General features: G+C 59.3%; 19 protein-coding genes. 14 read left to right on the top strand and 5 right to left on the bottom strand.

Annotated features, from left to right (window positions below; genetic code table 11):
- Positions 1–15 precede the first annotated feature (15 nt).
- On the top strand, positions 16–1,446 hold the full coding sequence (locus P8S53_RS11465) for a Glu/Leu/Phe/Val dehydrogenase (RefSeq protein ID WP_277804100.1): 1,431 nt from the start codon (positions 16–18) through the stop codon (positions 1,444–1,446).
- Positions 1,447–1,546: 100 nt separating this feature from the next.
- Here the strand turns inward: P8S53_RS11465 and P8S53_RS11460 are convergent, their stop codons facing one another.
- Together P8S53_RS11460 and msrB are read right to left on the bottom strand one after the other, a co-directional pair.
- Entirely contained in the window at positions 1,547–1,993 is a 447-nt protein-coding gene (locus P8S53_RS11460; RefSeq protein WP_277804099.1) for a TerB family tellurite resistance protein, read from the bottom strand.
- Positions 1,994–2,009: 16 nt separating this feature from the next.
- On the bottom strand, positions 2,010–2,534 hold the full coding sequence (gene msrB / locus P8S53_RS11455; RefSeq protein ID WP_277804098.1) for a peptide-methionine (R)-S-oxide reductase MsrB: 525 nt from the start codon (positions 2,532–2,534) through the stop codon (positions 2,010–2,012).
- A gap of 118 nt (positions 2,535–2,652) precedes the next feature.
- Between msrB and dnaG the strand changes: the two genes are divergently transcribed.
- From dnaG to P8S53_RS11435, 4 genes are all read left to right on the top strand, one after another.
- A complete protein-coding gene (dnaG, locus tag P8S53_RS11450; RefSeq protein WP_277804097.1) occupies positions 2,653–4,551 on the top strand; it encodes a DNA primase in 1,899 nt (632 codons plus the stop codon).
- Positions 4,552–4,717: 166 nt separating this feature from the next.
- Positions 4,718–6,715, top strand: a complete 1,998-nt coding sequence (gene rpoD, locus P8S53_RS11445; protein WP_277804096.1) for an RNA polymerase sigma factor RpoD — start codon at positions 4,718–4,720, stop codon at positions 6,713–6,715.
- Positions 6,716–6,897: 182 nt separating this feature from the next.
- Positions 6,898–7,251, top strand: coding sequence for a helix-turn-helix transcriptional regulator (locus tag P8S53_RS11440; protein ID WP_277804095.1), 354 nt, complete (start codon positions 6,898–6,900; stop codon positions 7,249–7,251).
- A gap of 319 nt (positions 7,252–7,570) precedes the next feature.
- On the top strand, positions 7,571–8,023 hold the full coding sequence (locus P8S53_RS11435) for a hypothetical protein (RefSeq protein ID WP_277804094.1): 453 nt from the start codon (positions 7,571–7,573) through the stop codon (positions 8,021–8,023).
- Between the two features lie 102 nt (positions 8,024–8,125).
- Here P8S53_RS11435 and P8S53_RS11430 read toward each other — a convergent pair whose 3' ends face one another.
- Complete coding sequence (locus P8S53_RS11430; RefSeq protein ID WP_277804093.1) at positions 8,126–9,004, bottom strand: hypothetical protein; 879 nt, start codon at positions 9,002–9,004, stop codon at positions 8,126–8,128.
- A 145-nt stretch (positions 9,005–9,149) separates the two neighbouring features.
- The gene (locus P8S53_RS11425) at positions 9,150–9,491 is read right to left on the bottom strand and encodes a DUF6476 family protein (protein ID WP_277804092.1); all 342 of its coding nucleotides are present in this window, start codon (positions 9,489–9,491) and stop codon (positions 9,150–9,152) included.
- Between P8S53_RS11425 and P8S53_RS11420 the strand changes: the two genes are divergently transcribed.
- Together P8S53_RS11420 and rpoH are read left to right on the top strand one after the other, a co-directional pair.
- A complete protein-coding gene (locus P8S53_RS11420; protein WP_277804091.1) occupies positions 9,490–10,548 on the top strand; it encodes an RluA family pseudouridine synthase in 1,059 nt (352 codons plus the stop codon). The two genes, P8S53_RS11425 and P8S53_RS11420, sit on opposite strands and share 2 nt — an antisense overlap.
- A 123-nt stretch (positions 10,549–10,671) precedes the next feature.
- On the top strand, positions 10,672–11,571 hold the full coding sequence (gene rpoH / locus P8S53_RS11415; RefSeq protein ID WP_277804090.1) for an RNA polymerase sigma factor RpoH: 900 nt from the start codon (positions 10,672–10,674) through the stop codon (positions 11,569–11,571).
- A gap of 690 nt (positions 11,572–12,261) precedes the next feature.
- Here the strand turns inward: rpoH and P8S53_RS11410 are convergent.
- Positions 12,262–12,483: a DUF1674 domain-containing protein gene (locus P8S53_RS11410; RefSeq protein ID WP_306417918.1), complete on the bottom strand. Its 222-nt coding sequence runs from the start codon at positions 12,481–12,483 to the stop codon at positions 12,262–12,264.
- A gap of 68 nt (positions 12,484–12,551) precedes the next feature.
- Between P8S53_RS11410 and P8S53_RS11405 the strand changes: the two genes are divergently transcribed.
- The 7 genes from P8S53_RS11405 (at position 12,552) to P8S53_RS11375 (ending at position 21,257) form a co-directional block, all read left to right on the top strand.
- Complete coding sequence (locus tag P8S53_RS11405) at positions 12,552–13,841, top strand: RsmB/NOP family class I SAM-dependent RNA methyltransferase (RefSeq protein ID WP_277804088.1); 1,290 nt, start codon at positions 12,552–12,554, stop codon at positions 13,839–13,841.
- Between the two features lie 122 nt (positions 13,842–13,963).
- Positions 13,964–15,709 (top strand): heparinase II/III family protein, encoded by a 1,746-nt coding sequence (locus P8S53_RS11400; protein ID WP_277804087.1) that lies wholly within the window; start codon positions 13,964–13,966, stop codon positions 15,707–15,709.
- Between the two features lie 25 nt (positions 15,710–15,734).
- Positions 15,735–17,324: a bifunctional phosphoribosylaminoimidazolecarboxamide formyltransferase/IMP cyclohydrolase gene (gene purH / locus P8S53_RS11395; RefSeq protein WP_277804086.1), complete on the top strand. Its 1,590-nt coding sequence runs from the start codon at positions 15,735–15,737 to the stop codon at positions 17,322–17,324.
- 14 nt (positions 17,325–17,338) lie between these two features.
- Entirely contained in the window at positions 17,339–17,821 is a 483-nt protein-coding gene (gene lspA, locus P8S53_RS11390; RefSeq protein WP_277804085.1) for a signal peptidase II, read from the top strand.
- 96 nt (positions 17,822–17,917) lie between these two features.
- A complete protein-coding gene (locus tag P8S53_RS11385; RefSeq protein WP_277804084.1) occupies positions 17,918–18,451 on the top strand; it encodes a DUF3035 domain-containing protein in 534 nt (177 codons plus the stop codon).
- A gap of 149 nt (positions 18,452–18,600) precedes the next feature.
- Entirely contained in the window at positions 18,601–19,953 is a 1,353-nt protein-coding gene (locus tag P8S53_RS11380) for a pitrilysin family protein (RefSeq protein ID WP_277804083.1), read from the top strand.
- Entirely contained in the window at positions 19,950–21,257 is a 1,308-nt protein-coding gene (locus tag P8S53_RS11375) for a pitrilysin family protein (RefSeq protein ID WP_277804082.1), read from the top strand. Before P8S53_RS11380 ends, P8S53_RS11375 begins: the two co-directional genes overlap by 4 nt.
- Positions 21,258–21,286: the final 29 nt, after the last annotated feature.

Genomic DNA, 21,286 nt, shown 5'->3' with positions numbered 1-21,286 from the left:
CAAGGAGAGATGACCATGCTGGATGTCAAGGAACCGGGCTTTCGCGAGAATGTGGATTTGATGTTCCGTCGTGCGGTAGCGCATCTGGACCTGCCGCCCGGACTGGCTGAGAAAATCCAGATTTGCAACTCTACCTATACCGTGCGTTTCGGGGTGCGGCTGCGCGGCAAGATGGAAACCTTTGTCGGGTATCGCGCTGTGCATTCCGAGCATATGGAACCTGTAAAGGGCGGTATCCGCTATGCGCCCGAAGTCGATCAGAACGAGGTGGAAGCACTGGCCGCGCTGATGACGTATAAATGTGCGCTGGTCGAAACACCCTTTGGCGGGGCGAAGGGCGGGTTGTGCATCGACCCGCGCAAATATGAAGAACACGAACTGGAACAGATTACCCGTCGCTTTGCCTATGAACTGGCCAAGCGCGATCTGATTCACCCCGCGCAAAACGTGCCCGCGCCCGATATGGGCACGGGCGAGCGTGAAATGGCATGGATTGCCGACCAGTATGCCCGCATGAACACCACCGACATCAACGCGCGCGCCTGCGTGACCGGCAAGCCGTTGAATGCAGGCGGCATCAAGGGCCGGGTCGAGGCGACGGGCCGCGGGGTGCAATACGCGCTGCGCGAGTTTTTCCGCCACCCCGAGGATGTGAAGGTGACGGGCCTGAAAGGCAGTTTGTCAGGCAAGCGGATCATCGTGCAGGGACTGGGCAATGTGGGGTACCACGCCGCGAAGTTCCTGCGCGAAGAAGATGATTCAGTGATCACGGGGGTTATCGAACGTGACGGGGCCATTGTGAACCCGTCGGGGCTGGACCCTGATGCCCTGCGCGACTGGATTGTCCAGACCGGCGGCGTCAAGGGGTTTGACGGGGGCGAGTATATTGCCGATGGCGCATCTGTGCTGGAAGCGGAATGTGACATTCTGATACCCGCCGCGCTGGAAGGGGTGATCAATATCAACAATGCAGATCGCATTCAGGCCCCGCTGATCATCGAGGCAGCAAATGGCCCGATTACCGCAGGGGCCGATGAAATCCTGCGCGAAAAGGAAATTGTCATCATACCGGACCTTTATGCCAATGCCGGTGGTGTGACAGTGTCCTATTTCGAATGGGTCAAGAACCTTAGCCATATCCGCTTTGGCCGGATGCAACGCCGCAATGAAGAAGCGCATGCGCTGCTGCTGGTTCAGGAACTGGAACGCCTGTCGTCGGACAAGCAACTGGGGTGGGAACTGGCGCCTGATTTCAAGCGCCGCTATTTGCAGGGCGCAGATGAACTGCAACTGGTGCGTTCGGGGCTGGATGACACAATGCGCACCGCGTATCAGTCGATTTCCAAGGTCTGGCGCGAACGCCCCGATGTGAAGGATTTGCGCACCGCAGCCTTTATCGTGGCGATTGAACGGGTTGCGGCCAGCTACCGCGCCAAGGGGCTTTAGAGCATGTTGCTCAAAAGTGGGAACCGGTTTTGAGCTTCTCGAACATGCGAGATCAATAAGTTAGAGCATGTCTCGTGAATGCGAATGAACGTGATATGCTCTAAGCGGTGTGAATGCCAGCATTGCGCGCCATCACCTTTTGGCGCGCAAATGCAGACTCGCGGTCGGCCAACCCAAGCAGGTTGGACACAAGCCGCATTAACCCGTCTTCATTTTCATGCCTGCCACCATCGGCCAGAATAACGCACCACAGATCTTCCAGCAGGCTTGGGCGTTCATCCAGCGGCACGATCTCCTTGATGGCGCGGGTCAGGTGAACAGTGTCACCGGCGCGTTGTTCATAGTCTGCGGCGCTCAGGCGTAATTTGTCTGCATCTGGCACGGGCAGGTCGAAACGGCGTGCAAGAATTGCATCGATCTGCGCGATCTGGCGGTCGTCATACACCTCGCTTGCGCGGGCCGCACGCACCAGAAGTGCGGCAAGGGCATGGCGTCCATCGGGTATCGCAGGTTTGGGCGCCCCGGAGTCAGGGTTAAGGGCGCCCATTATTTTCTTAAATATATTATGCACTTACAGGCAATCCTTCAACCACTCCGGTATCGTCGGGGGTAAATGTCATGGCAAGCCCGTTGATGCAATGCCGTTTGCCAGTGGGCGCGGGACCATCATCAAAGATATGGCCCAGATGCCCGCCGCAGTTGCTGCAATGCTCTTCGGTGCGGACCATGAAAAACAAGGTCCGGTCTTCCTGTGTGCCGGTCGCGCCGTCAATCACATCCCAGAAACTGGGCCAGCCGGTGCGGCTGTCATATTTGGTTTCAGACCGGTACAGCCCTTGCCCGCAGCCCGCACAATTATAGGTGCCTGCGCGGTCTTCCTCCAACAAGGGCGAGCGTTCGCCAAGCAACCGGTTGCTATAGGCTTCTTCGGTGGCGTGATCGCGCAACACCGCATATTGCGCAGGTGTCAGGCGGCCGCGCCATTCCTCTGGTGACAGGGAAAAGGGGAAGCTGTTGTTTTGGGCGCCTGCTGCACCCCCTGAAATCATTGCTACGCTTGCAAACATAAATCCGCGTCTGTTGAACATGGTCATCCTCCTGTGAATATAACCCTTTTACGTCTGCCTGTGTGCCTTTGTTTCAACAATTAGCGCAAAGACGTATCACCGCTTCAACAAAGCTGCGTGATCTGTCATTATTGCCCGCATGAGTCTGCCCCCCGGTTTCCTTGATGAATTGCGCAATCGTGTCTCGATCTCTTCGGTGGTCGGGCGCAAGGTGACATGGGATATGCGCAAATCCAATCAGGCAAAGGGCGATTACTGGGCGCCATGCCCGTTTCATCAGGAAAAATCTGCATCTTTTCATGTGGATGACCGCAAGGGGTTTTATTACTGCTTTGGGTGTCATGCCAAAGGGGACACGCTGAAATTCCTGTGCGAGACGGAAAACATGGGGTTTATGGAAGCGGTCGAGGTGCTGGCCCGAGAGGCTGGCATGACAATGCCCGCGCGCGACCCCAAAGCGGCCCAAAAAGCCGACAGACTGTCCGAACTGGCAGAGGTTACAGAACAGGCGGTGCGCTATTTCCGGCTGCAACTGAACACGAATGCCGCCGCAACCGCGCGCGACTATCTGGCCGGTCGCGCCCTGTCCGCACAAGCGCTGGACCGATTCGAAATTGGCTTTGCCCCCGATTCAAGGCACGGCCTGTGGGCGCATTTGACGGCTGCGGGCGTGGCCCCCGACAAGATAATTGATGCGGGCCTTGCGGCGCGTCCCGATGATGGCGGCGCGCCCTATGACCGGTTTCGCGGGCGCATTATTTTCCCCATCCGCGATACGCGCGGGCGCTGCATTGCCTTTGGCGGGCGGTCCATGGACCCCGATGCGCGCGCGAAATACCTGAATTCGCCGGAAACGGTGCTGTTTGACAAGGGGCGGTCGCTTTACAACGCGGGGCCTGCGCGTGCGGCGTCGGGCAAGGACCACCCGCTGATCGTTGCCGAAGGGTATATGGATGTCATAGCCTTGGTCGAGGCAGGGTTCGCGGCAGCGGTGGCCCCGCTGGGCACCGCGATTACCGAAGACCAGTTGCGCATGATCTGGCGCATTGCGCCGGAACCCGTGATCGCCCTTGATGGCGATACCGCTGGCCTGCGCGCGGGCTACCGGCTGATGGATCTGGCACTGCCACTGCTAAGCGCCGAGCAATCGTTGCGGTTTTGCCTGTTGCCCGAGAAGATGGACCCCGATGATGTGCTGCGCAGTGGCGGTGCTGGAACCATGCGCAAGCTGGTTGACGGGGCCGTGCCGCTGGTGCGCCTGCTGTGGCAGCGCGAAACCGAAGGGCAGGTTTTCGACAGCCCCGAACGCCGCGCCGCACTGGACAAACGCCTGCGCGCAGCCCTTGCCAAGATCGCCGATCAGGGCCTGCGGGCGCATTATGCCGAGGAACTGAAATCACTGCGGGCTGCATTCTTTCGCGCCGCGACCGCGCCCAAACGCGGGGCATGGCGGGCAGGGGGCAAATGGCAGCCCCCCCCCGCACCGTCACTGGCCGCCACGCGCAACACATTGCTGGCGGGCGGGGATGGCACCGCAGTCGCCGAAAAAATGCGCGAAGAGATTATTCTGGCGATTCTGCTGCGGCACCCCGGTCTGGTGCGTGAATTCGAATCCGATCTGGAACGCGCAGAGATGCGCGACAAGCGCAACAGCGCGCTGCGGGTCGCATTGCTGTCCGGCGGCGCGCCGCCGGACGCTGAGCAGGTGTCGGCGCTGATGGAACTGGGTCATGTGCGCATTGCCCCGCCTGTGCGCAATGACGACATTGACCTTGCGCGCCTGTGCCTGCGCGAAGAATTTGCCAAGCTTCTGGCGCGTCGTGGCGCCGATGCAGAATTGCGTGACGCGGTCGAGGATCTGGCCCATCTGCCCGATGAAGGGCTGACATGGCGGCTGAAGCAGGCGGCGGAGTTGCGCGACAGATCAGAGCGTTCGAACCTGTCGGACTCTGCCGATCTGGGCGAAGATCGCGCGGCACTTTCGGGCGAGTTGAGCCGGCTAATCGAATCACAAGTCTGGATAAAGCAGAAAAAGTGATCGAATCGTTGCCGATACGCACGCATTAGCCCGTCAAAATGCGTTCGGGAACTGGAAAAACACGTTTCTTTTCCCTACATCAAGAGCAGTCCGCGTAGGCAGCCGGGTGATTCGCCGAATCGATTCGCCAATTCGCATGCCTCGCCTTAGTTTTTCGGGAGCTTTCATGGCCGCCAAAGATACCGACGACACCAGACCCGACGATCAGGATAGTGAAGGCGGGCAGATTGTCAGCCAGGCCTCGATCAAACGAATGATCGCTCAGGCCAAGGAACGTGGCTACATCACCTATGAGCAGTTGAACAAGTCACTGCCGCCCGAACAGGTCGCCTCTGAACAGATCGAAGACGTTATGTCGATGCTGTCGGAAATGGGCATCAATGTTGTCGAAGACGACGAAGAAAGTGATGAACCCGACGCCAAGGGCGGCGAGCTGGTGGAAACCGCCGGATCGCGGGAAGTTGCCGTGGCATCGGGAACCGGCAGTGAAACGCTGGACCGCACCGATGATCCGGTGCGCATGTATCTGCGCGAGATGGGGTCTGTCGAGTTGCTGTCGCGCGAAGGCGAAATTGCCATCGCCAAGCGCATCGAGGCTGGCCGCAACACCATGATTCTGGGCTTGTGCGAAAGCCCGCTGACATTTCAGGCGATCACCATCTGGCGCGACGAATTGCTGAACGAAGACGTTCTGCTGCGCGACGTGATCGATCTGGAAACCACCTTCGGCAATGCGCTTGACGAAGAAGAAGGAATGCCTGTCAGCGAAGGCATAGGAGAGGCCGCCGCAGCGGCGTCCCCCAAACGCGAACGCAGCACCGAACCCGAACTGGATGCCGACGGGAACCCGATTTCATCCAATGACGATGACGAGGATGACGACGAACAGTCGAATGTGTCACTGGCCGCAATGGAAAGCGCGCTGAAGCCGCGTGTTCTGGAAACGCTGGACCGGATTGCGCGTGATTTTGAAATGCTGTCGGAAATGCAGGATCAACGGATGAACGCCACCCTTCTGGAGGAGGGGCGCTTTTCCGAGGTTCAGGAACAGAAATACCAGACGCTTCGGTCTGAAATCGTGGAACTGGTGAATTCGCTTCATCTGCACAATAACCGGATCGAAGCGCTTATTGACCAGCTTTATGGCATCAACCGGCGCATCATGTCGATTGATAGTGCCATGGTCAAACTTGCGGATCAGGCCCGCATCAACCGTCGTGAGTTTATCGACGAATATCGTGGTGCCGAACTGGACCCGACATGGTGCGACCGCATGATCGAAAAAGGTGGCCGTGGCTGGCAGGCCCTGATGGAGCGTTCGCGCGACAAGGTTGACGAGCTGCGCAACGATATGGCGCAGGTTGGCCAATATGTCGGTGTGGATATTCAGGAATACCGCCGCATTGTCGGTCAGGTCCAGAAAGGCGAAAAAGAAGCCCGTCAGGCCAAGAAGGAAATGGTCGAGGCGAACTTGCGTCTGGTGATCTCGATTGCCAAGAAATACACCAATCGCGGCCTGCAATTCCTTGACCTTATTCAGGAAGGCAATATTGGCCTGATGAAGGCGGTGGACAAGTTCGAATACCGCCGGGGCTACAAGTTCAGCACCTATGCGACATGGTGGATCAGGCAGGCGATTACCCGATCCATCGCCGATCAGGCGCGCACGATCCGTATTCCGGTGCATATGATCGAAACCATCAACAAGCTGGTGCGCACCGGCCGGCAGATGCTGCATGAAATCGGCCGCGAACCCACATCCGAGGAATTGGCAGAAAAGCTGCAAATGCCGCTGGATAAGGTGCGCAAGGTGATGAAAATCGCCAAAGAACCCATCAGTCTTGAAACCCCGATCGGTGATGAGGAAGACAGCCAGCTTGGTGATTTCATCGAGGACAAGAACGCGCTTCTGCCGCTGGATTCGGCCATTCAGGACAATTTGCGCGAAACGACAACGCGCGTGCTGTCATCGCTGACCCCGCGTGAAGAACGCGTTTTGCGGATGCGGTTCGGGATCGGCATGAATACCGACCACACACTGGAAGAAGTGGGGCAGCAATTCAGTGTGACGCGCGAACGCATCCGGCAGATCGAAGCGAAGGCGCTGCGCAAACTGAAGCACCCCAGCAGATCGCGCAAGTTACGCAGTTTCCTGGACCAGTAAGAAATTTTAGCCAGATATTCAGGGCGTCTCTTGATCGGGGGCGCCCTGATGCTATTGTAGGGCGGTGTAATTTTGCACAGGCCGTGACATTTGTTGCGGCAAGCTGAAGTTTTGATACATTCTAAGTTTGAATATTGATATATATGTAGTCAGATAAATGCATTTGAAAAAATGGGTATTTGATGTCCGATCCGGAAAGCGAATCAGAGATTTTTCGTAAGAATCTATTACATTACATGAAACTGCGCGGGTTTTCTGCCGCATCGCTTTCGCGCGAGGCCGGATTGAACAATCGCGCGGTCAAGGACATCGAGGAACGTCGCACCGGCAGCCCACGGATATCAACGGTGTTCAAATTTGCACGCGCTTTGGACGTTGCGCAGGAAGTGTTGCTTGGACTTCGCGATCTGGATCAGGACGGGCGAGGCGCCGCGATGGACGCGCCAGTGGTCAACGGATTTCTGTCATCTCTTTCTCAATCAGAGCGAGAATCTCTTTTAGATTCAATTCGCCACCTGATTCAGATTGGTAGGTAAGCAACGCCCGTATCACCCACAACTCTAACGGGTTGGGTTGTGCCGCGTTTTTAGCCTGATGAGAAATATCACACATTATTTTCTTGCTTTTGTCGACGCGTTCGCGTTGAATTCAAAGGGTATCGAGTAGGGTTCATGGAATCTGCCTACTATGGCTTCCATGTAAAATACAACCCTAGGTGTATGTTCTCGCCGTTAATTGAGAACATGTAACACACTTTTAGGTTGTATATGTGTTTGTTCACATGTTATAAACGGATCATGGAAATATCCATTCAGGCAGTCTGCGACGCCTGTAACCCACTGAAGGATGGCACTCATGTATGACTATGGAAAAGATATGAGTATACCCTCGCTCCCGCGCTTCGATGGCGTGGCGGCCGCGTTCATGGGGTTCAGCGATGAAGCGCAGGACATGCAAAACTGGGTGTATGATCTGCTGCGCGTCAACATCATGGCAGTGTCCTATTCCGAACGTGCGTTGGAATGGTTGACCACCAGTGGTATTTCACTGGATTTCGTGATTGTCGATGTCGAGCATTTGGGCGGTGTCCACAAGGCAATTAACTTCTGCCTGACCATCCGCAAGGCCCTGCCGGACATGAAGATTATCCTGATCTCTGATGAAGTCAGCGGCGATGATTTCGGCAGCGAGCGCAAATCCGTTTGCGATGGCACCTTGATGAAACCGATCTCTCAGACACGTCTGCTGGACGCAATCCTGATTTGCAGCCAGAACCAACGTAGCCGCGCAGTCATGGAATACGCCTGATCACTGACAGGCTTCTGACCAGTTTCTGACAGAAAAAATGCGCCCCGGTCGGGCGCATTTTTGATTTCATCTGAAGGTAGGCTGTTTCGACAGGGGCGTGGTTTACCCGTTTGCCGACTCATCCTCGTCTTCGTCTTCATCATCCAGGTTTGCGGCAAGATCGTCTTCGGATGTTTCGACCCAAAGCCCGTCCATTGCTTCGCCGACCTTGACGAATTGACCATCAACAAATTGATACTCAGCGATTTTTTCGCCGTCAGCGTTCTGGATATCGACCTGCGTCAGGTCTTTCAGTTCCAGATTTCTTTCGTCCAGATATGCCAATGCCTGTTCATAGGCATCTTCCAGCGTGAACTCTTCATCGCCCTCACCGGCCTGAATGGTCAGGTAATACATGTAGTTCAGGCCGTTATCTTCTTCGACATCCAGGAAAAATTTAACCGAAGCGGTGTCTTCTGGTAGTTCTGTTCCGGTTTCATCACCGTTATCGTCATCATCATCAATGATGTCGTCATCATCGTCGTCATCCAGATCATCATCGCTGGGATCTTCGTCTTTGGCCAGCTTTTCGCGCAGCAGGTCGGCCTTTGCCTTCAGCTTGTCAGATGCACATTCCAGCGCAAATGCCTTCTTTTCGCCAATAGATTCCAGCAGACTGGCTTTCTTGTCGCCCAATGCGCTGAACTTGGCGGCGAATTTTTCGCCCAGACGCCCGCCTTTGCACGAATAGAAATCCGCTTTCTTCTCATACAAGTCGCGAATCCCATCAGCCTTGTCCTGATAGTGGTCGCGTACGCTTTCGGCTTTTGCGTCCAGTTTCGCAGCCTTTGCTTCCAAGGCGTCAATTTTCTTCTGGATCAGCTTTTCGCGCGCCGCGCTGATGTTGCAAACTTTTTCGACGGGTGCGGGCTTGATCACCGGTTTCAATACTGCGGCTTTGGCAGCTTTGACAGCGAGCAGCTTCTTGAGCAGAAAAGACATGTTTCACCTCACAAACAATTTATAAAAACTTTTTGTAAACGAAGTCCTGATTTTCACAATAATCGAAAATGGAAACAATTGGTTTCCGAATCACTGTGTAATCTTGGCAAGCCGTCAGTCAGAACAAGCACTTACACCCCAGAGTTCAGTTGGTTGACAGGTTTTCTTCCGTGGGTTGCGGCAGGTCCATTTCGTGCAAAAGCGTTCCGTTCCGGCGGTCAAACACCAGCACGGTCTGGTTTTCCGTCACAACCAGAACCCAGTCGCGCGACAAGGTGACAGCCTGTGCGCGCGCCCCTTCGGGCAGGCTGATGTTGTCGGGCAGGTCAAACGGGGCAGGGCTGCGGGCTATCTGGGTGACAAGCAGTCCAATGATGACTATGACGCCAAGGATCATCACACTGGTCAGCACGACAACAAGTCGTTTGACCAAACGCACGTCGGGGGATTGTCCTTCTGGCGGGGGCATGTCCGGGGGCAGGGTCATGGCAGAAACGCCTTTCACAGAATTGCAGGTTGTCATCGGGCCGCAGCCCCCTGGCCGCCTTGATAAGGCCTTGGCCCGCGATGTGCCAGAGCAAGCGGCGCTGTCACGCTCGCGGCTGATGCGCATGATTGCCGATGGCGCGGTCCGGCGCGGCGATGTGGTGCTGGACAATCCGCGCGCGCAGGTGGCCGAAGGCGATGTGCTGGTCTTGCATGTCGTGCATAGCGCACAGGTGGCCACAGTTGCGCAGGACATTGCGCTTGATGTGCTGCATGAAGATGAAGACCTGATTGTGATCAACAAACCGGCGGGCATGGTGGTGCATCCCGCACCCGGCTCGCCCGACCAGACGCTTGTGAACGCGCTGTTGCATCATTGCGGTGACAGCCTGTCGGGCATCGGGGGTGAAAAGCGGCCCGGAATTGTGCACCGCATCGACAAGGACACAAGCGGGCTGCTGGTTGTGGCGAAATCCGACCGCGCGCATCATGGGCTGGCCACGCAGTTTGAACGCCATAGCGTGAACCGGCGTTATCTGGCGCTGGTCTATGGCTGCCCCGATGCGGGCGATCCGCGGTTGCGCGGCGCGCGTGGTGTCAGTTTCGAGATGGCAAACATCATGAAAATCACCAGCCAGCTTGCGCGGCATCGCACCGACCGGCAGCGTCAGGCGGTGGTGTGGTCCGGCGGGCGGCATGCGGTGACACGCGCGCGCGTTTTGCAGTCCTTTGGCACGCCGGCCCAACTGGCGCTGGTCGAATGCTGGCTGGAAACCGGGCGCACCCACCAGATCCGCGTGCATATGACCCATGCTGGTCACGCGTTGGTGGGCGATCCGGTCTATGGCGGGGGGCGGCGCAAACTATCGCCCAAGGCCCTGCCATCCAGCGCGATTGAGGCCTGTGGCGCCTTTTCGCGTCAGGCGCTGCATGCGGCGACACTGGGTTTCGTGCACCCCGTCACGGATGAAGCGCTGGAATTTGCAGCGCCCCTTCCGGATGATTTCGCGGCGCTTCTTGCGGCATTGCAGCCCTCACCTGATGACACAAGCAGGTGAGGAGTGTTTCAAACCCTCGCGCCTGTGCGTTTACCTGATAGAAATAATTATGACGTAGGTTTGCTTGAATACTGAAAGTGTCACGCATATCTGCACTTACCGGTCGTGATAAGGGGATGTTCCATGAGCAGCAGCTATGCCAATCTTCCAGCGCCAAGCCCGGAACAGGGGCTGAACCGCTACATGCAGGAAATCCGCCGGTTTCCCATGCTGGAACCGGAAGAGGAATTCATGCTGGCCAAGCGCTGGGTGGACCATCAGGATACCGAAGCCGCGCACAAACTGGTGACCAGCCATCTGCGTCTTGCCGCAAAAATTGCCATGGGCTATCGCGGCTACGGCCTGCCACAGGCCGAAGTCATATCCGAAGCGAATGTCGGGCTGATGCAGGCGGTCAAACGGTTTGATCCTGACAAGGGGTTCCGGCTGGCGACTTATGCCATGTGGTGGATCAGGGCCAGCATTCAGGAATATGTGCTGCGGTCATGGTCATTGGTCAAACTGGGCACGACCAGTGCGCAAAAGAAGCTGTTTTTCAACCTGCGCAAGGCAAAATCCAAGATCGGCGCGCTGGAAGACGGGGATCTGCGGCCTGAAAACGTAGCCCGTATCGCGCGCGAACTGAACGTCACCGAAGGCGAGGTCATCGCCATGAACCGCCGTTTGTCAGGTGGTGACAGTTCGCTGAATGCCACCATCGGCAGCGAGGAGGGGGCGTCAAGCTGGCAGGATTGGCTGGAAGATGAAGATGCAAATCAGGCCGCCGATTATGCCGAACGTGACGAGCTGGACCTGCGCCGCGAATTGCTTGTCGAAGCAATGGATGCCCTGAACGAGCGCGAGCGCGATGTTCTGACCGCCCGCCGCCTGAGCGAAGACCCGGTGACGCTGGAAGATTTGTCCCAGCAATTCGAGGTCAGCCGCGAACGTATCCGCCAGATCGAGGTGCGCGCGTTTGAAAAACTGCAAGCACGCATGCGCACCTTGGCGCGCGACAAAGGTATGGTGGTTCCTGTGAATTGACCGTCGTGCGGTCCGGCTTATTCGGGCGTGACGCGGCCCTGAATACAAGCATGTTGCTCAAAAGTGGGAACCGGTTTTGTGCTTCTCGAACATGCGAAATCAATAAGTTAGAGCATGACTCGTGAATGCGAATGAACGTTATATGCTCTAGCGGGTCGTGGCGGCTGATCTGAACAGACCGTCGCGCTTGCGGGGGGTGTGGCCTGTAGGGGACGCGCAAAGGTGCGGAATCGAGGCCGAAGGCCGCCGCGCCATCGGTGGGCCGTCCCACGGCCTGCCGATTACCCAGACGACAGTTCAAGCCTTTGAACGCAGGAGTATGCAGCCCGCATAAATTGTATTCATATAACGGTGGATCGGCAGTTCCAGGCCCACCGATGGCGCGGGCTTGGTGTATATGTCGACGTCCCCATAAGGCAGCCTTGTATATATGCGCCCACCGTGGCGGCCAAGGCAATGCTTAGCGATAAAACTGGCAACGCGTCCGGTGCTGTGGGGCGCATTCGCCCGCGACGCGCGAAACAGCAAAACCTGCACTATGCGGCCGTCGTCAAACGGGAAAGCGTAATCCGCCTGCCGATGGGCGGATGCGCAAGCCGTGTTCAAAACGTGCCTGCATCGCATTCCGACCTTTTGATACCGCATGCTTGCGACGCAGAGAACCTGTTGCCGTCTTTCCGCCACAAGCGCTCAGAAATCGACGGCGATGCCCTTTTTCTCCCAATCGCCATAGCGCACGGGTTCCGGTCCCTTGCGCCCGCCCAGTTCGCGGGGGCGGTCGAGGTCTGGCGTGCTGGCGCGGCGCGCTTCTGCTTCGGCCAATGCGCGCTGTGCGGCCAGCGGCAATTCGGCGCGGCGCTCTGCTTCGGTCCGGGGGGCGGGGGCAGTGTCTTTGGGGTCAATCGGGGGCATGTGGGGCCTGCTTGTCATATTCCTATTCCTGATATACGCCGATTATACCAAAGGACAAGAAACCGTTCATGCCCCAATCTGCCACAGTTGCGCCGCGCACCGCCGCATTAGACCTGATCGCCGCAGTATATGAGCAGCGCCGCAGCCTGTCGGATGCGCGTGTCGCGCCGCAAGACAGCTTCGCGGCCCTGCCGCCGGACGGGCGCGCGCGCGCCGCAAGGCTGGCGCAGGAAACGCTGCGCCAGACGGGCCGCGCCGATCATCTGTTGCGCCGCGCCTTGCGCAAATCCCCGCCGGACCGCGTGGCGTGGGTGCTGCACCTTGCATGTGTTGAAATGCTGGCGTTGGGGGCGCCTGCGCATGGGGTGATCAATGATGCGGTTGCGCTGACGCGCGGCTGGGCGAACGAGCCTAAATTGACAGGATTGGTGAATGCGGTTCTGCGCCAGATGGCACAGCATACGGCACAGGACTGGGCGCAAACCCCTGTGCCGCGCCTGCCTGCATGGCTGCGCGGTGCGCTGCAAAACGCCTATGGCACGCCCGTCACCCAAGCGATCGAGGCCGCGCATCAACAGCCTGCACCGCTTGATCTGACCCTGCGCGACCCGTCCACCCTGCCCGAAGGGCTGGACGCACAGCTGTTGCCCACTGGCAGCCTGCGGCTGCATCAGGCAGGGCAGGTCAGCGCCTTGCCGGGCTATGATGGCGGCACATGGTGGGTTCAGGACGCCGCCGCCAGCCTGCCTGCGCGTTTGCTGGGTGCTGTGCAGGGCCTGTCGGTGCTGGACATATGCGCAGCCCCTGGGGGCAAGGCCATGCAACTTGCCGCAGGCGGGGCGAGGGTGTGCGCGCTGGACATGTCCGGCCCGCGACTGGTGCGGTTGCGCGAAAATCTGGCGCGCACGGGGCTTGTGGCAGATGTGGCGCAGGGCGATGCGCTGCACTGGACGCCAGACGCACCCTTTGACGCGATCTTGCTGGATGCACCCTGTTCGGCCACGGGCACCATACGGCGTCATCCGGAAGTGCCCCATCTGCGCAGCCGCGCCGATGTCAAGGCGCTGTGCACCTTGCAGGCGCAGCTTCTGGACCGTGTGCTGGACCCCGCGCAGGGCCTTTTGCGCGCAGGCGGGCGGGTGGTGTATTGCACCTGCTCGCTGCTGCCGGACGAGGGCGACGCGCAGGCCACCGCCGCCATGACCCGCCACAATGTTCAGGCGATACGCGTTGATCTGCCCGGCGTGCCCGATGACTGGCGCACCCCTGAGGGGGGCATTCGCACACGCCCTGATTATTGGCAGGAATTGGGCGGCATGGACGGGTTCTATATGATAGTTTTGCAACATATGGGGTAATTTGCCTTGCGACCCGCAAGACTTGCGCGCAAAGGCTGACAAAACCTTCGCTTGTGGGTTATTCTGCGCCGCAGTAAACCCCGCCGAATTATGATTATGATTCCAGACAGGTCCGGTTCCCAGTGACGCAGTTTTCCACGACAGGCACCCTTCCGGTCGGGTTCATGGACCGTCTTGCCGCCCGGTTGCTGGCGCGCGGGCAGCCTGTAACGGCGCTGGTCGCGCATCCGCAACCGCGTGGCACAGGGCAATTCGCGCGCGGCAAGCAAATGCTTGCGGGAAATTTCCTGATGGCGGGCGAATTGCTGAAATCCGACGGTGCCGTGCCGTTCAGGGCCATATCGGGCGCTGCTGTCGATGCGTTGCATGGGTTCGACTGGCTGGATGATCTTGCGGCCGTGGGCGACCAGAATGCGCGCAAACTGGGGCAGACGGGCCTTGCAGACTGGCTGGAACGCTATGGGCGCGGGCGTGGCCCAGGTTGGGGCGCGGGTGTGGCGGGGCGGCGGTTGATGAACTGGCTGACCCATGCCGTGATGCTGATGCAAGGGCAGGAAAAGCCCTTTCAGGACCGTTTCCTGCGTGCGCTGTCGCATCATGCCGCGTTTCTTGCGCGCCGCGCGGGCAAGGCGGCGCCGGGGTTGCCGCGCATTACGGCGCATGCTGGCTTGTTGTTTGCGGCCCTGTCGCTGGAAGGATGGGAGCGGCGCATAGAGCCTACCGCGCGTGCGTTGATTGCCGATTGTGATCGCCAGATTGGCAAGGATGGCGGCATTGCCACGCGCAGTCCAGAAGATCTGTTGCAGATCTTCGTGCTGCTGTCATGGGCGGCGCAGGCGCTGGATGAACAGGGCCGCGCACCCGACCCCCGAATGCTGGGGCTTCTGGTGCGTGTGGCGGCTGCGCTGCGCATGTTGCGCCACGCCGATGGCGGGCTTGCGCGGTTTCACGGTGGCGGGCGCGGAAATGAGGCCGATCTGGTGGCCGCGCTGGCGGTGCATGACACCCTGAACCCGATGCCACCCAAAGGCCCCGCAGGGCAGGTTATGGGGTTTGCGCGGCTGTCTGCGGGGCGCAGCACAGTGATTGTTGATGCAGCCCCGCCGCCGGTTGGTGCGGCGCCCGGGCGCGCGCATGCCTCGACGCTGGCGTTTGAATTGACATCGAACCGGCGTCCGGTGGTGGTGTCATGCGGCGACGGCACCAGTCTGGGGGTGGACTGGCAGCGCGCCAGTCGTGCAAGTGCGTCGCATTCAACCCTGTCGATTGACGGCTATTCCTCGGCCCGGTTCATGGGCACGGACCGCAACCGCCTGAAGCTGACGGACGGGCCGCGCAACGTGGGCTGCGATTTTCGCCATACGTCCTATTCGCGCGCGGTCGCGCTGTCGCATGACGGCTATCTGGACACACACGGGCTGGAGCATACGCGCTTTCTGGACCTGTCGGCAGATGGCCGCGTCCTGAGCGGCGAGGATATGCTGTTGTCCAGCGGGCGCGCGGCGCGCAAGCGGTTCGATGATGTACTGGCGCGCACGCGCGGCGCGGGTATTGCCTATAGCCTGCGGTTTCACCTGCACCCCGAAGTCGATGCCTCGGTCGACATGAACGGCATGGCGGTGTCCATTGTGCTGCGGTCGGGCGAAATCTGGGTGTTTCGCGCTGATGGCCATGCCCTGACGCTTGCGCCGTCGGTCTATCTGGAAAAAGCCCGCCTGAAACCGCGCGCAAGTCTTCAGATCGTGTTGTCCTTGCGCGCACAAGACTATACCAGCCAGGTGAACTGGGTTGTTGCAAAAGCGCAGGACACCCCGATTGCCCTGCGCGATACGATGCAGGAAAACCCGCTGGCTGTGCCTGAACTGTAAGATCTGACCAAGGATGCCTTCACCGATGACTGACCTTGCCCCGCTGAAACGCGCGTTGATATCCGTTTCCGACAAGACCGGCCTTATTGATCTGGCCAAGGCGCTGGCTGCGCGCAAGGTGGAGCTTGTGTCCACCGGCGGCACGGCGCGCGCTTTGCGCGAAGCGGGGCTTGCTGTGCAGGATGTGTCGGACCTGACCGGTTTTCCTGAAATGATGGACGGGCGCGTGAAAACCCTGCATCCGGGCGTTCATGGGGGCTTGCTGGCGCTGCGCAATGATGAAGCGCATGTTGGTGCAATGGTGGCGCACGGGATCAAGGCGATCGATCTGCTGGTGGTCAATCTGTATCCGTTTGAAGCGACAGTGGCGCGCGGCGCAAGCTATGGTGAAGCCATCGAGAATATCGACATTGGCGGCCCCGCAATGATTCGCGCCGCCGCCAAGAACCATGATTTCGTGACTGTCGTGACCGACCCCGAAGATTACATGCCGCTGCTGTCCGAACTGGACGCGCAGGACGGCAAGACGCGGCTGACCTTTCGGCGCAAGCAGGCGCAACGCGCCTATGCGCGCACCGCCGCCTATGACGCGGCAGTGTCCACATGGATGGCTGGCGCAATTGACGATGCAGCCCCGCGCCGCCGTGCATTTGCCGGCGCATTGGCGCAAACCCTGCGCTATGGCGAAAACCCCCATCAGACGGCGGCGTTTTACCGTGACGGGTCCGACAGGCCCGGCGTGGCCACGGCCACCCAGCATCAGGGCAAGGAATTAAGCTATAACAACATCAACGACACGGATGCAGCCTTTGAACTGGTGTCGGAGTTTGCGCCATCCGATGGGCCTGCCTGCGCCATCATCAAGCACGCAAACCCTTGTGGCGTTGCGCGCGGGGCGAGTTTGGCGGAAGCTTATGCGCGCGCCTATGATTGTGACCGGACATCGGCATTTGGCGGGATTATTGCGCTGAACATGAAGCTGGATCTGGACACCGCCAAGGCGATCACCGGTATACTGACCGAAGTGGTGATTGCGCCTGCCGCCGATCAGGCCGCGATTGACCATTTCGCCACCAAGAAGAACCTGCGCCTGCTGACAACCAAGGGGCTGGCCAATCCGGCCCTTGGCGGGCTTGCGTTCAAGCAGGTATCCGGCGGGTTCCTGGTGCAGGATCGCGACAATGGCATGATCGGCCCGGATGATCTGAAGGTGGTGACCAAACGCGCCCCCACCGATGCGGAACTGGCCGATCTGCTGTTTGCGTGGAAAGTGGCCAAGCATGTCAAATCCAATGCCATCGTTTATGTGAAGGATGGCGCGACCGTGGGCGTGGGGGCGGGCCAGATGAGCCGTGTTGATTCGTCACGCATTGCCGCGCGCAAGGCGCAGGACATGGCTGAAGCGCTGGGTCTGGATGCACCGTTGACGCAAGGGTCTGTCGTGGCGTCAGATGCGTTTTTTCCCTTCGCGGACGGGCTTCTGGCCGCAGCCGCCGCAGGTGCGCGCGCGATTATCCAGCCGGGCGGGTCAATGCGTGATGATGACGTCATCGCCGCCGCAGATGAGGCGGGCCTTGCCATGGTCTTTACCGGCCAACGCCATTTCCGGCACTGAACGGGGCCATGGGTATGCGCATCGCAATCGGGGTTCTGGCCGTTATTCTGGTGGCCGATCAGGCCAGCAAATGGGCCGTGGTAAACGTCATGGGGTTGGACCAACGCCTGTTCATCCCTGTGTTCGACCCCTATCTGAATTTTGCGATGGCGTGGAATACCGGCATAAATTTCGGGCTGTTCAGTTCAGGAAGCTGGGCGGCCCGCGCGGTTTTGATTGCGATTGCGCTGGCGATTTGCACATGGGTATGGATTTGGGTGCGCCGTGACGGGGCGCGCAAATGGATGCAGGTTTCTGCCGGTTTGCTGATTGGCGGGGCTTTGGGCAATGTTATTGACCGGTTGCGTTGGGGCGCGGTTGCTGATTTCATCAACATGTCTTGTTGTGGTCTGCAAAATCCGTATTCTTTCAACATTGCTGATGTTGCGGTTTTTGCGGGCGCTTTCGGGTTGATCGTGTTCGCGGGCCGCAGTGAAAAGGGCAGGCGGACAGAGTAAGGCGCGAATTTGTGCTTTGGGGCTGCGACAGGGCGTGACGTTACGATTGGAATGCGCTAAGACCAAGCGCGAAGTGTTGGATTGAAGGGGGTCGGAATGGCAGTCAGGCAGGTGGTTTTTGCAGCCCTTGGCGCGTCCGTGCTGGCATTGGGGGCCTGCTCGGATTCAAGTGATCCCATTTTGATGCATGCAGGCGCGCAGGATCGCGGCCCTGATGAATTCGCAATCCTGCCCACATTACCGCTGGAAATGCCCGATGATCTGGCAGCCTTGCCCACGCCCAATCCCGGCGGTGGCAACCGTGTCGATCCGCAACCGCGCGCAGATGTCGCGCGCGCCTTGGGCGGCAGCCCTGCGGCTGCGCTAAATCCGGGTGCGGCTGATGGCGGCATTGTCAATTATGCCAGTCGTTTCGGGCGCAGCGGCGATATTCGCGCGCAACTTGCCGCCGAAGATCTGGAACATCGCCAGCGCAATCGCGGCAGGCTGCTGGAACGTGTTTTTGGCGTGAATGTCTATTATGACGCCTATGAACATATGTGGCTGGACAAATACGCCGAGCTGGATCGTTGGCGGCGCGCAGGCGCACGCACGCCCACTGCACCGCCGCGCGAATTGCTGGAAAACTGATCTGCGCCTTTCACGGTTCGGGACGCTTTGCACACACGCTCTGTCGGGGCTGACGCGGTAACAACCGCGTTGACCCCCTTGAACCTGTGCCCGGCGGCAGTAGTTTCTGCACCACAGCAGTTTTTCTGACCCAAAGGTATGCGCATCCTATGTTTTTCCGTCTGACAGCTTTCGTCGTGATCGGCCTGTTGGCGCTGCGTGCCGCAAGCGCCGAACCTGTAACCCACACCACATTCGAGAATGGACTGGAGGTCGTCGTTATTGAGGACCGCCGCGCGCCGGTTGTCGTGCATATGGTGTGGTACAAGGTCGGCGCGGCAGATGAGCCGCCGCTGCAATCGGGCATCGCGCATTTTCTGGAACACCTGATGTTCAAGGGCACCGACACCATGGAATCGGGCGAATTTTCCCGCGTGGTCGAGGCCAATGGCGGGCGCGACAATGCCTTCACCAGCTGGGATTACACCGGCTATTTCCAGCGTGTGGCGTCCGACCGGCTGGAATTGATGATGCAGATGGAAGCGGACCGTATGGCAAACCTGTCCTTCACCGAAGATGACTGGTTGCCCGAACGCGCCGTCATTTTGGAAGAACGCGGGCAGGTGCTGGAAAGCCGCGTGGGCGGGCAGTTCAACGAAAGCATGATGGCCGCGCTGTATAAATCGCACCCCTACGGCATTCCGATCATCGGCTGGCGCCATGAGATGGAAACCCTGACCGGTCAGAATGCGATGGATTTTTACGATCAGCATTATGGCCCGAACAACGCCATTCTGGTGATTGCAGGGGATGTGGACACCGGCGATGCACTGGAAATGGCGCAGCAGATTTATGGACCTGTGTTGCCTAACCCGGCCATCGCGCCCGTGTCGCGCACTATGGAACCCCCACATCTGGCAGAACGCCGCCTGCGGTTTGAAGATGCGCGCGTGGGCACGCCCTATGTCAACCGCATGTATCTGGCCCCTGTACGCCGCGCGGGCGATCAGTCGCAGGCAGCGGCGCTGCAAATGCTGGCAGCACTTCTGGGCGGCAGTTCCACCACATCGGTTCTGGAACGAACCCTGAATTTTGAACAGGGCATCGCGTTGCAAGCATGGGCGGGTTACAACGGAATGGCGCGCGATTATGGCACCTTCAGCCTTGGAATTGCGCCGGTAGAGGGCGTCACGCTGAAAGACGCAGAAGCAGCGCTTGATGCAGCCGTGGCCGATTTTCTAGAAGAAGGCGTTGATCAGGCGCAGTTTGACCGCGTGCGCCATCAGATCAGGGCGTCGGAAATATACGCGCTTGACGACATGCAGGGCCGCGCGCGCCAATATGGTGTTGGCCTGTCCGTCGGGCTTGGCGTCGATGACATTGATGGCTGGGTGGACGCGCTGGACGCAGTGACGCGGGAGGATGTGATCGCCGCAGGCCAGATGCTGCTGGACCGCCGCAATTCGGTCACAGGCTACCTGACCCAGCCCACTGCAACCAGCACATCGGAGGTGACACAATGACCCGTTTGCTGGCCCTGACCCTTGGTCTGTTCCTGGCCCTTGCCGCACCCCTGCGCGCCGAAGTGTCCATTACCCCTGTCACATCAGACTCCGGGTTGCAGGCATGGCTGGTCGAGGAACGCAGCATCCCCTTTGTGGCGCTGGAATTGATCTTCGCGGGTGGCGCTACGCTGGACAGCGATGCGACCGCCGGTGCAACAAGCCTGATGACCGCGCTTTTGTCCGAAGGGGCAGGGGACATGAACGCGCAGGAATACGCCGCGCGCAGCGAAGAACTGGCCGCGCGCATCGGGTTTGATGCCGGGCGCGATACCGTGTCGGTGTCCGTGCGGTTTCTGACCGAAGATGCGGATGATGTGATTGACCATGTGCGCGCGGCCCTGACCGACCCGCGCTTTGATGCGGATGCTGTTGAACGGGTGCGCGGACAGATGCTGTCGAAACTGCGCCGTGACGCGCTGGACCCCAACACGCTGGCTTCGCGGGCTTTCGCACAGGCCGCTTATGGGGGCCACCCTTATGGACGGGGCAGTGATGGCGCCGTGGAAACCGTGGCCGCGCTGGATGTCGACGCGCTGCTTGCCGCCCATCAGGGCGCGTTTGCGCGTGACCGCGTGTTCATCGGGGCCGCGGGCGATATTGATGCGGATGAATTGGCGCGGCTGATCGACCGGCTGTTCGAGGGCATTCCGCAGCAGGGCGCCCCTATCCCCGAGCGCGCCGAATTTTCCGCCCCCGCAGGGCTAGAGGTGATTCCCTTCGATGGCCCGCAATCGGTGATTGCGTTTGGTCATGACGGGATTGCCCGGGATGACCCCGATTTCCTGACCGCCTATGTCGTGAATGAAGTGTTTGGCGGTGGCCGTTTTGGCACAAGGCTGATGGAAAGCCTGCGCGTGCAGCGCGGCCTGACTTATGGCGTGGGCAGTTTTCTGGCCTCTGGTCTGTTGGGCGAAAGCTATCAGGGGCGCATGTCCACCGACAATGTGAACGCGGCGGCAGCGATCGATCTGCTGCGCGAGGAATGGGCGGGAATTGCCGAAAGCGGCATTACTGAAGAAGACCTGTCGCGCATCCAGACCTATCTGACAGGGGCCTACCCGCTGCGGTTTGACGGTAATGCCGCGATTGCGTCGACCATGGCGTCGATGCAGTATCAGGGCTTTGACATTGATTATGTCAATATCCGCAATGACCTGATTGACGCTTTGACGCTGGATCAGGTCAATGCCATGGCCGCGCGCCTGTATGATGCGGATGCGCTGCATTTCGTGGTGGTGGGACAACCCGAAGGGCTGGAATAGCACCTTGGCAGTGGCGCGGCAGGCATGCT

The organism is Roseinatronobacter sp. S2 (genome assembly GCF_029581395.1).
Lineage (GTDB): Bacteria > Pseudomonadota > Alphaproteobacteria > Rhodobacterales > Rhodobacteraceae > Roseinatronobacter.
Note: the sequence above shows the minus strand (reverse complement) of the source record. Positions and strands in the feature narration are given on the sequence as shown.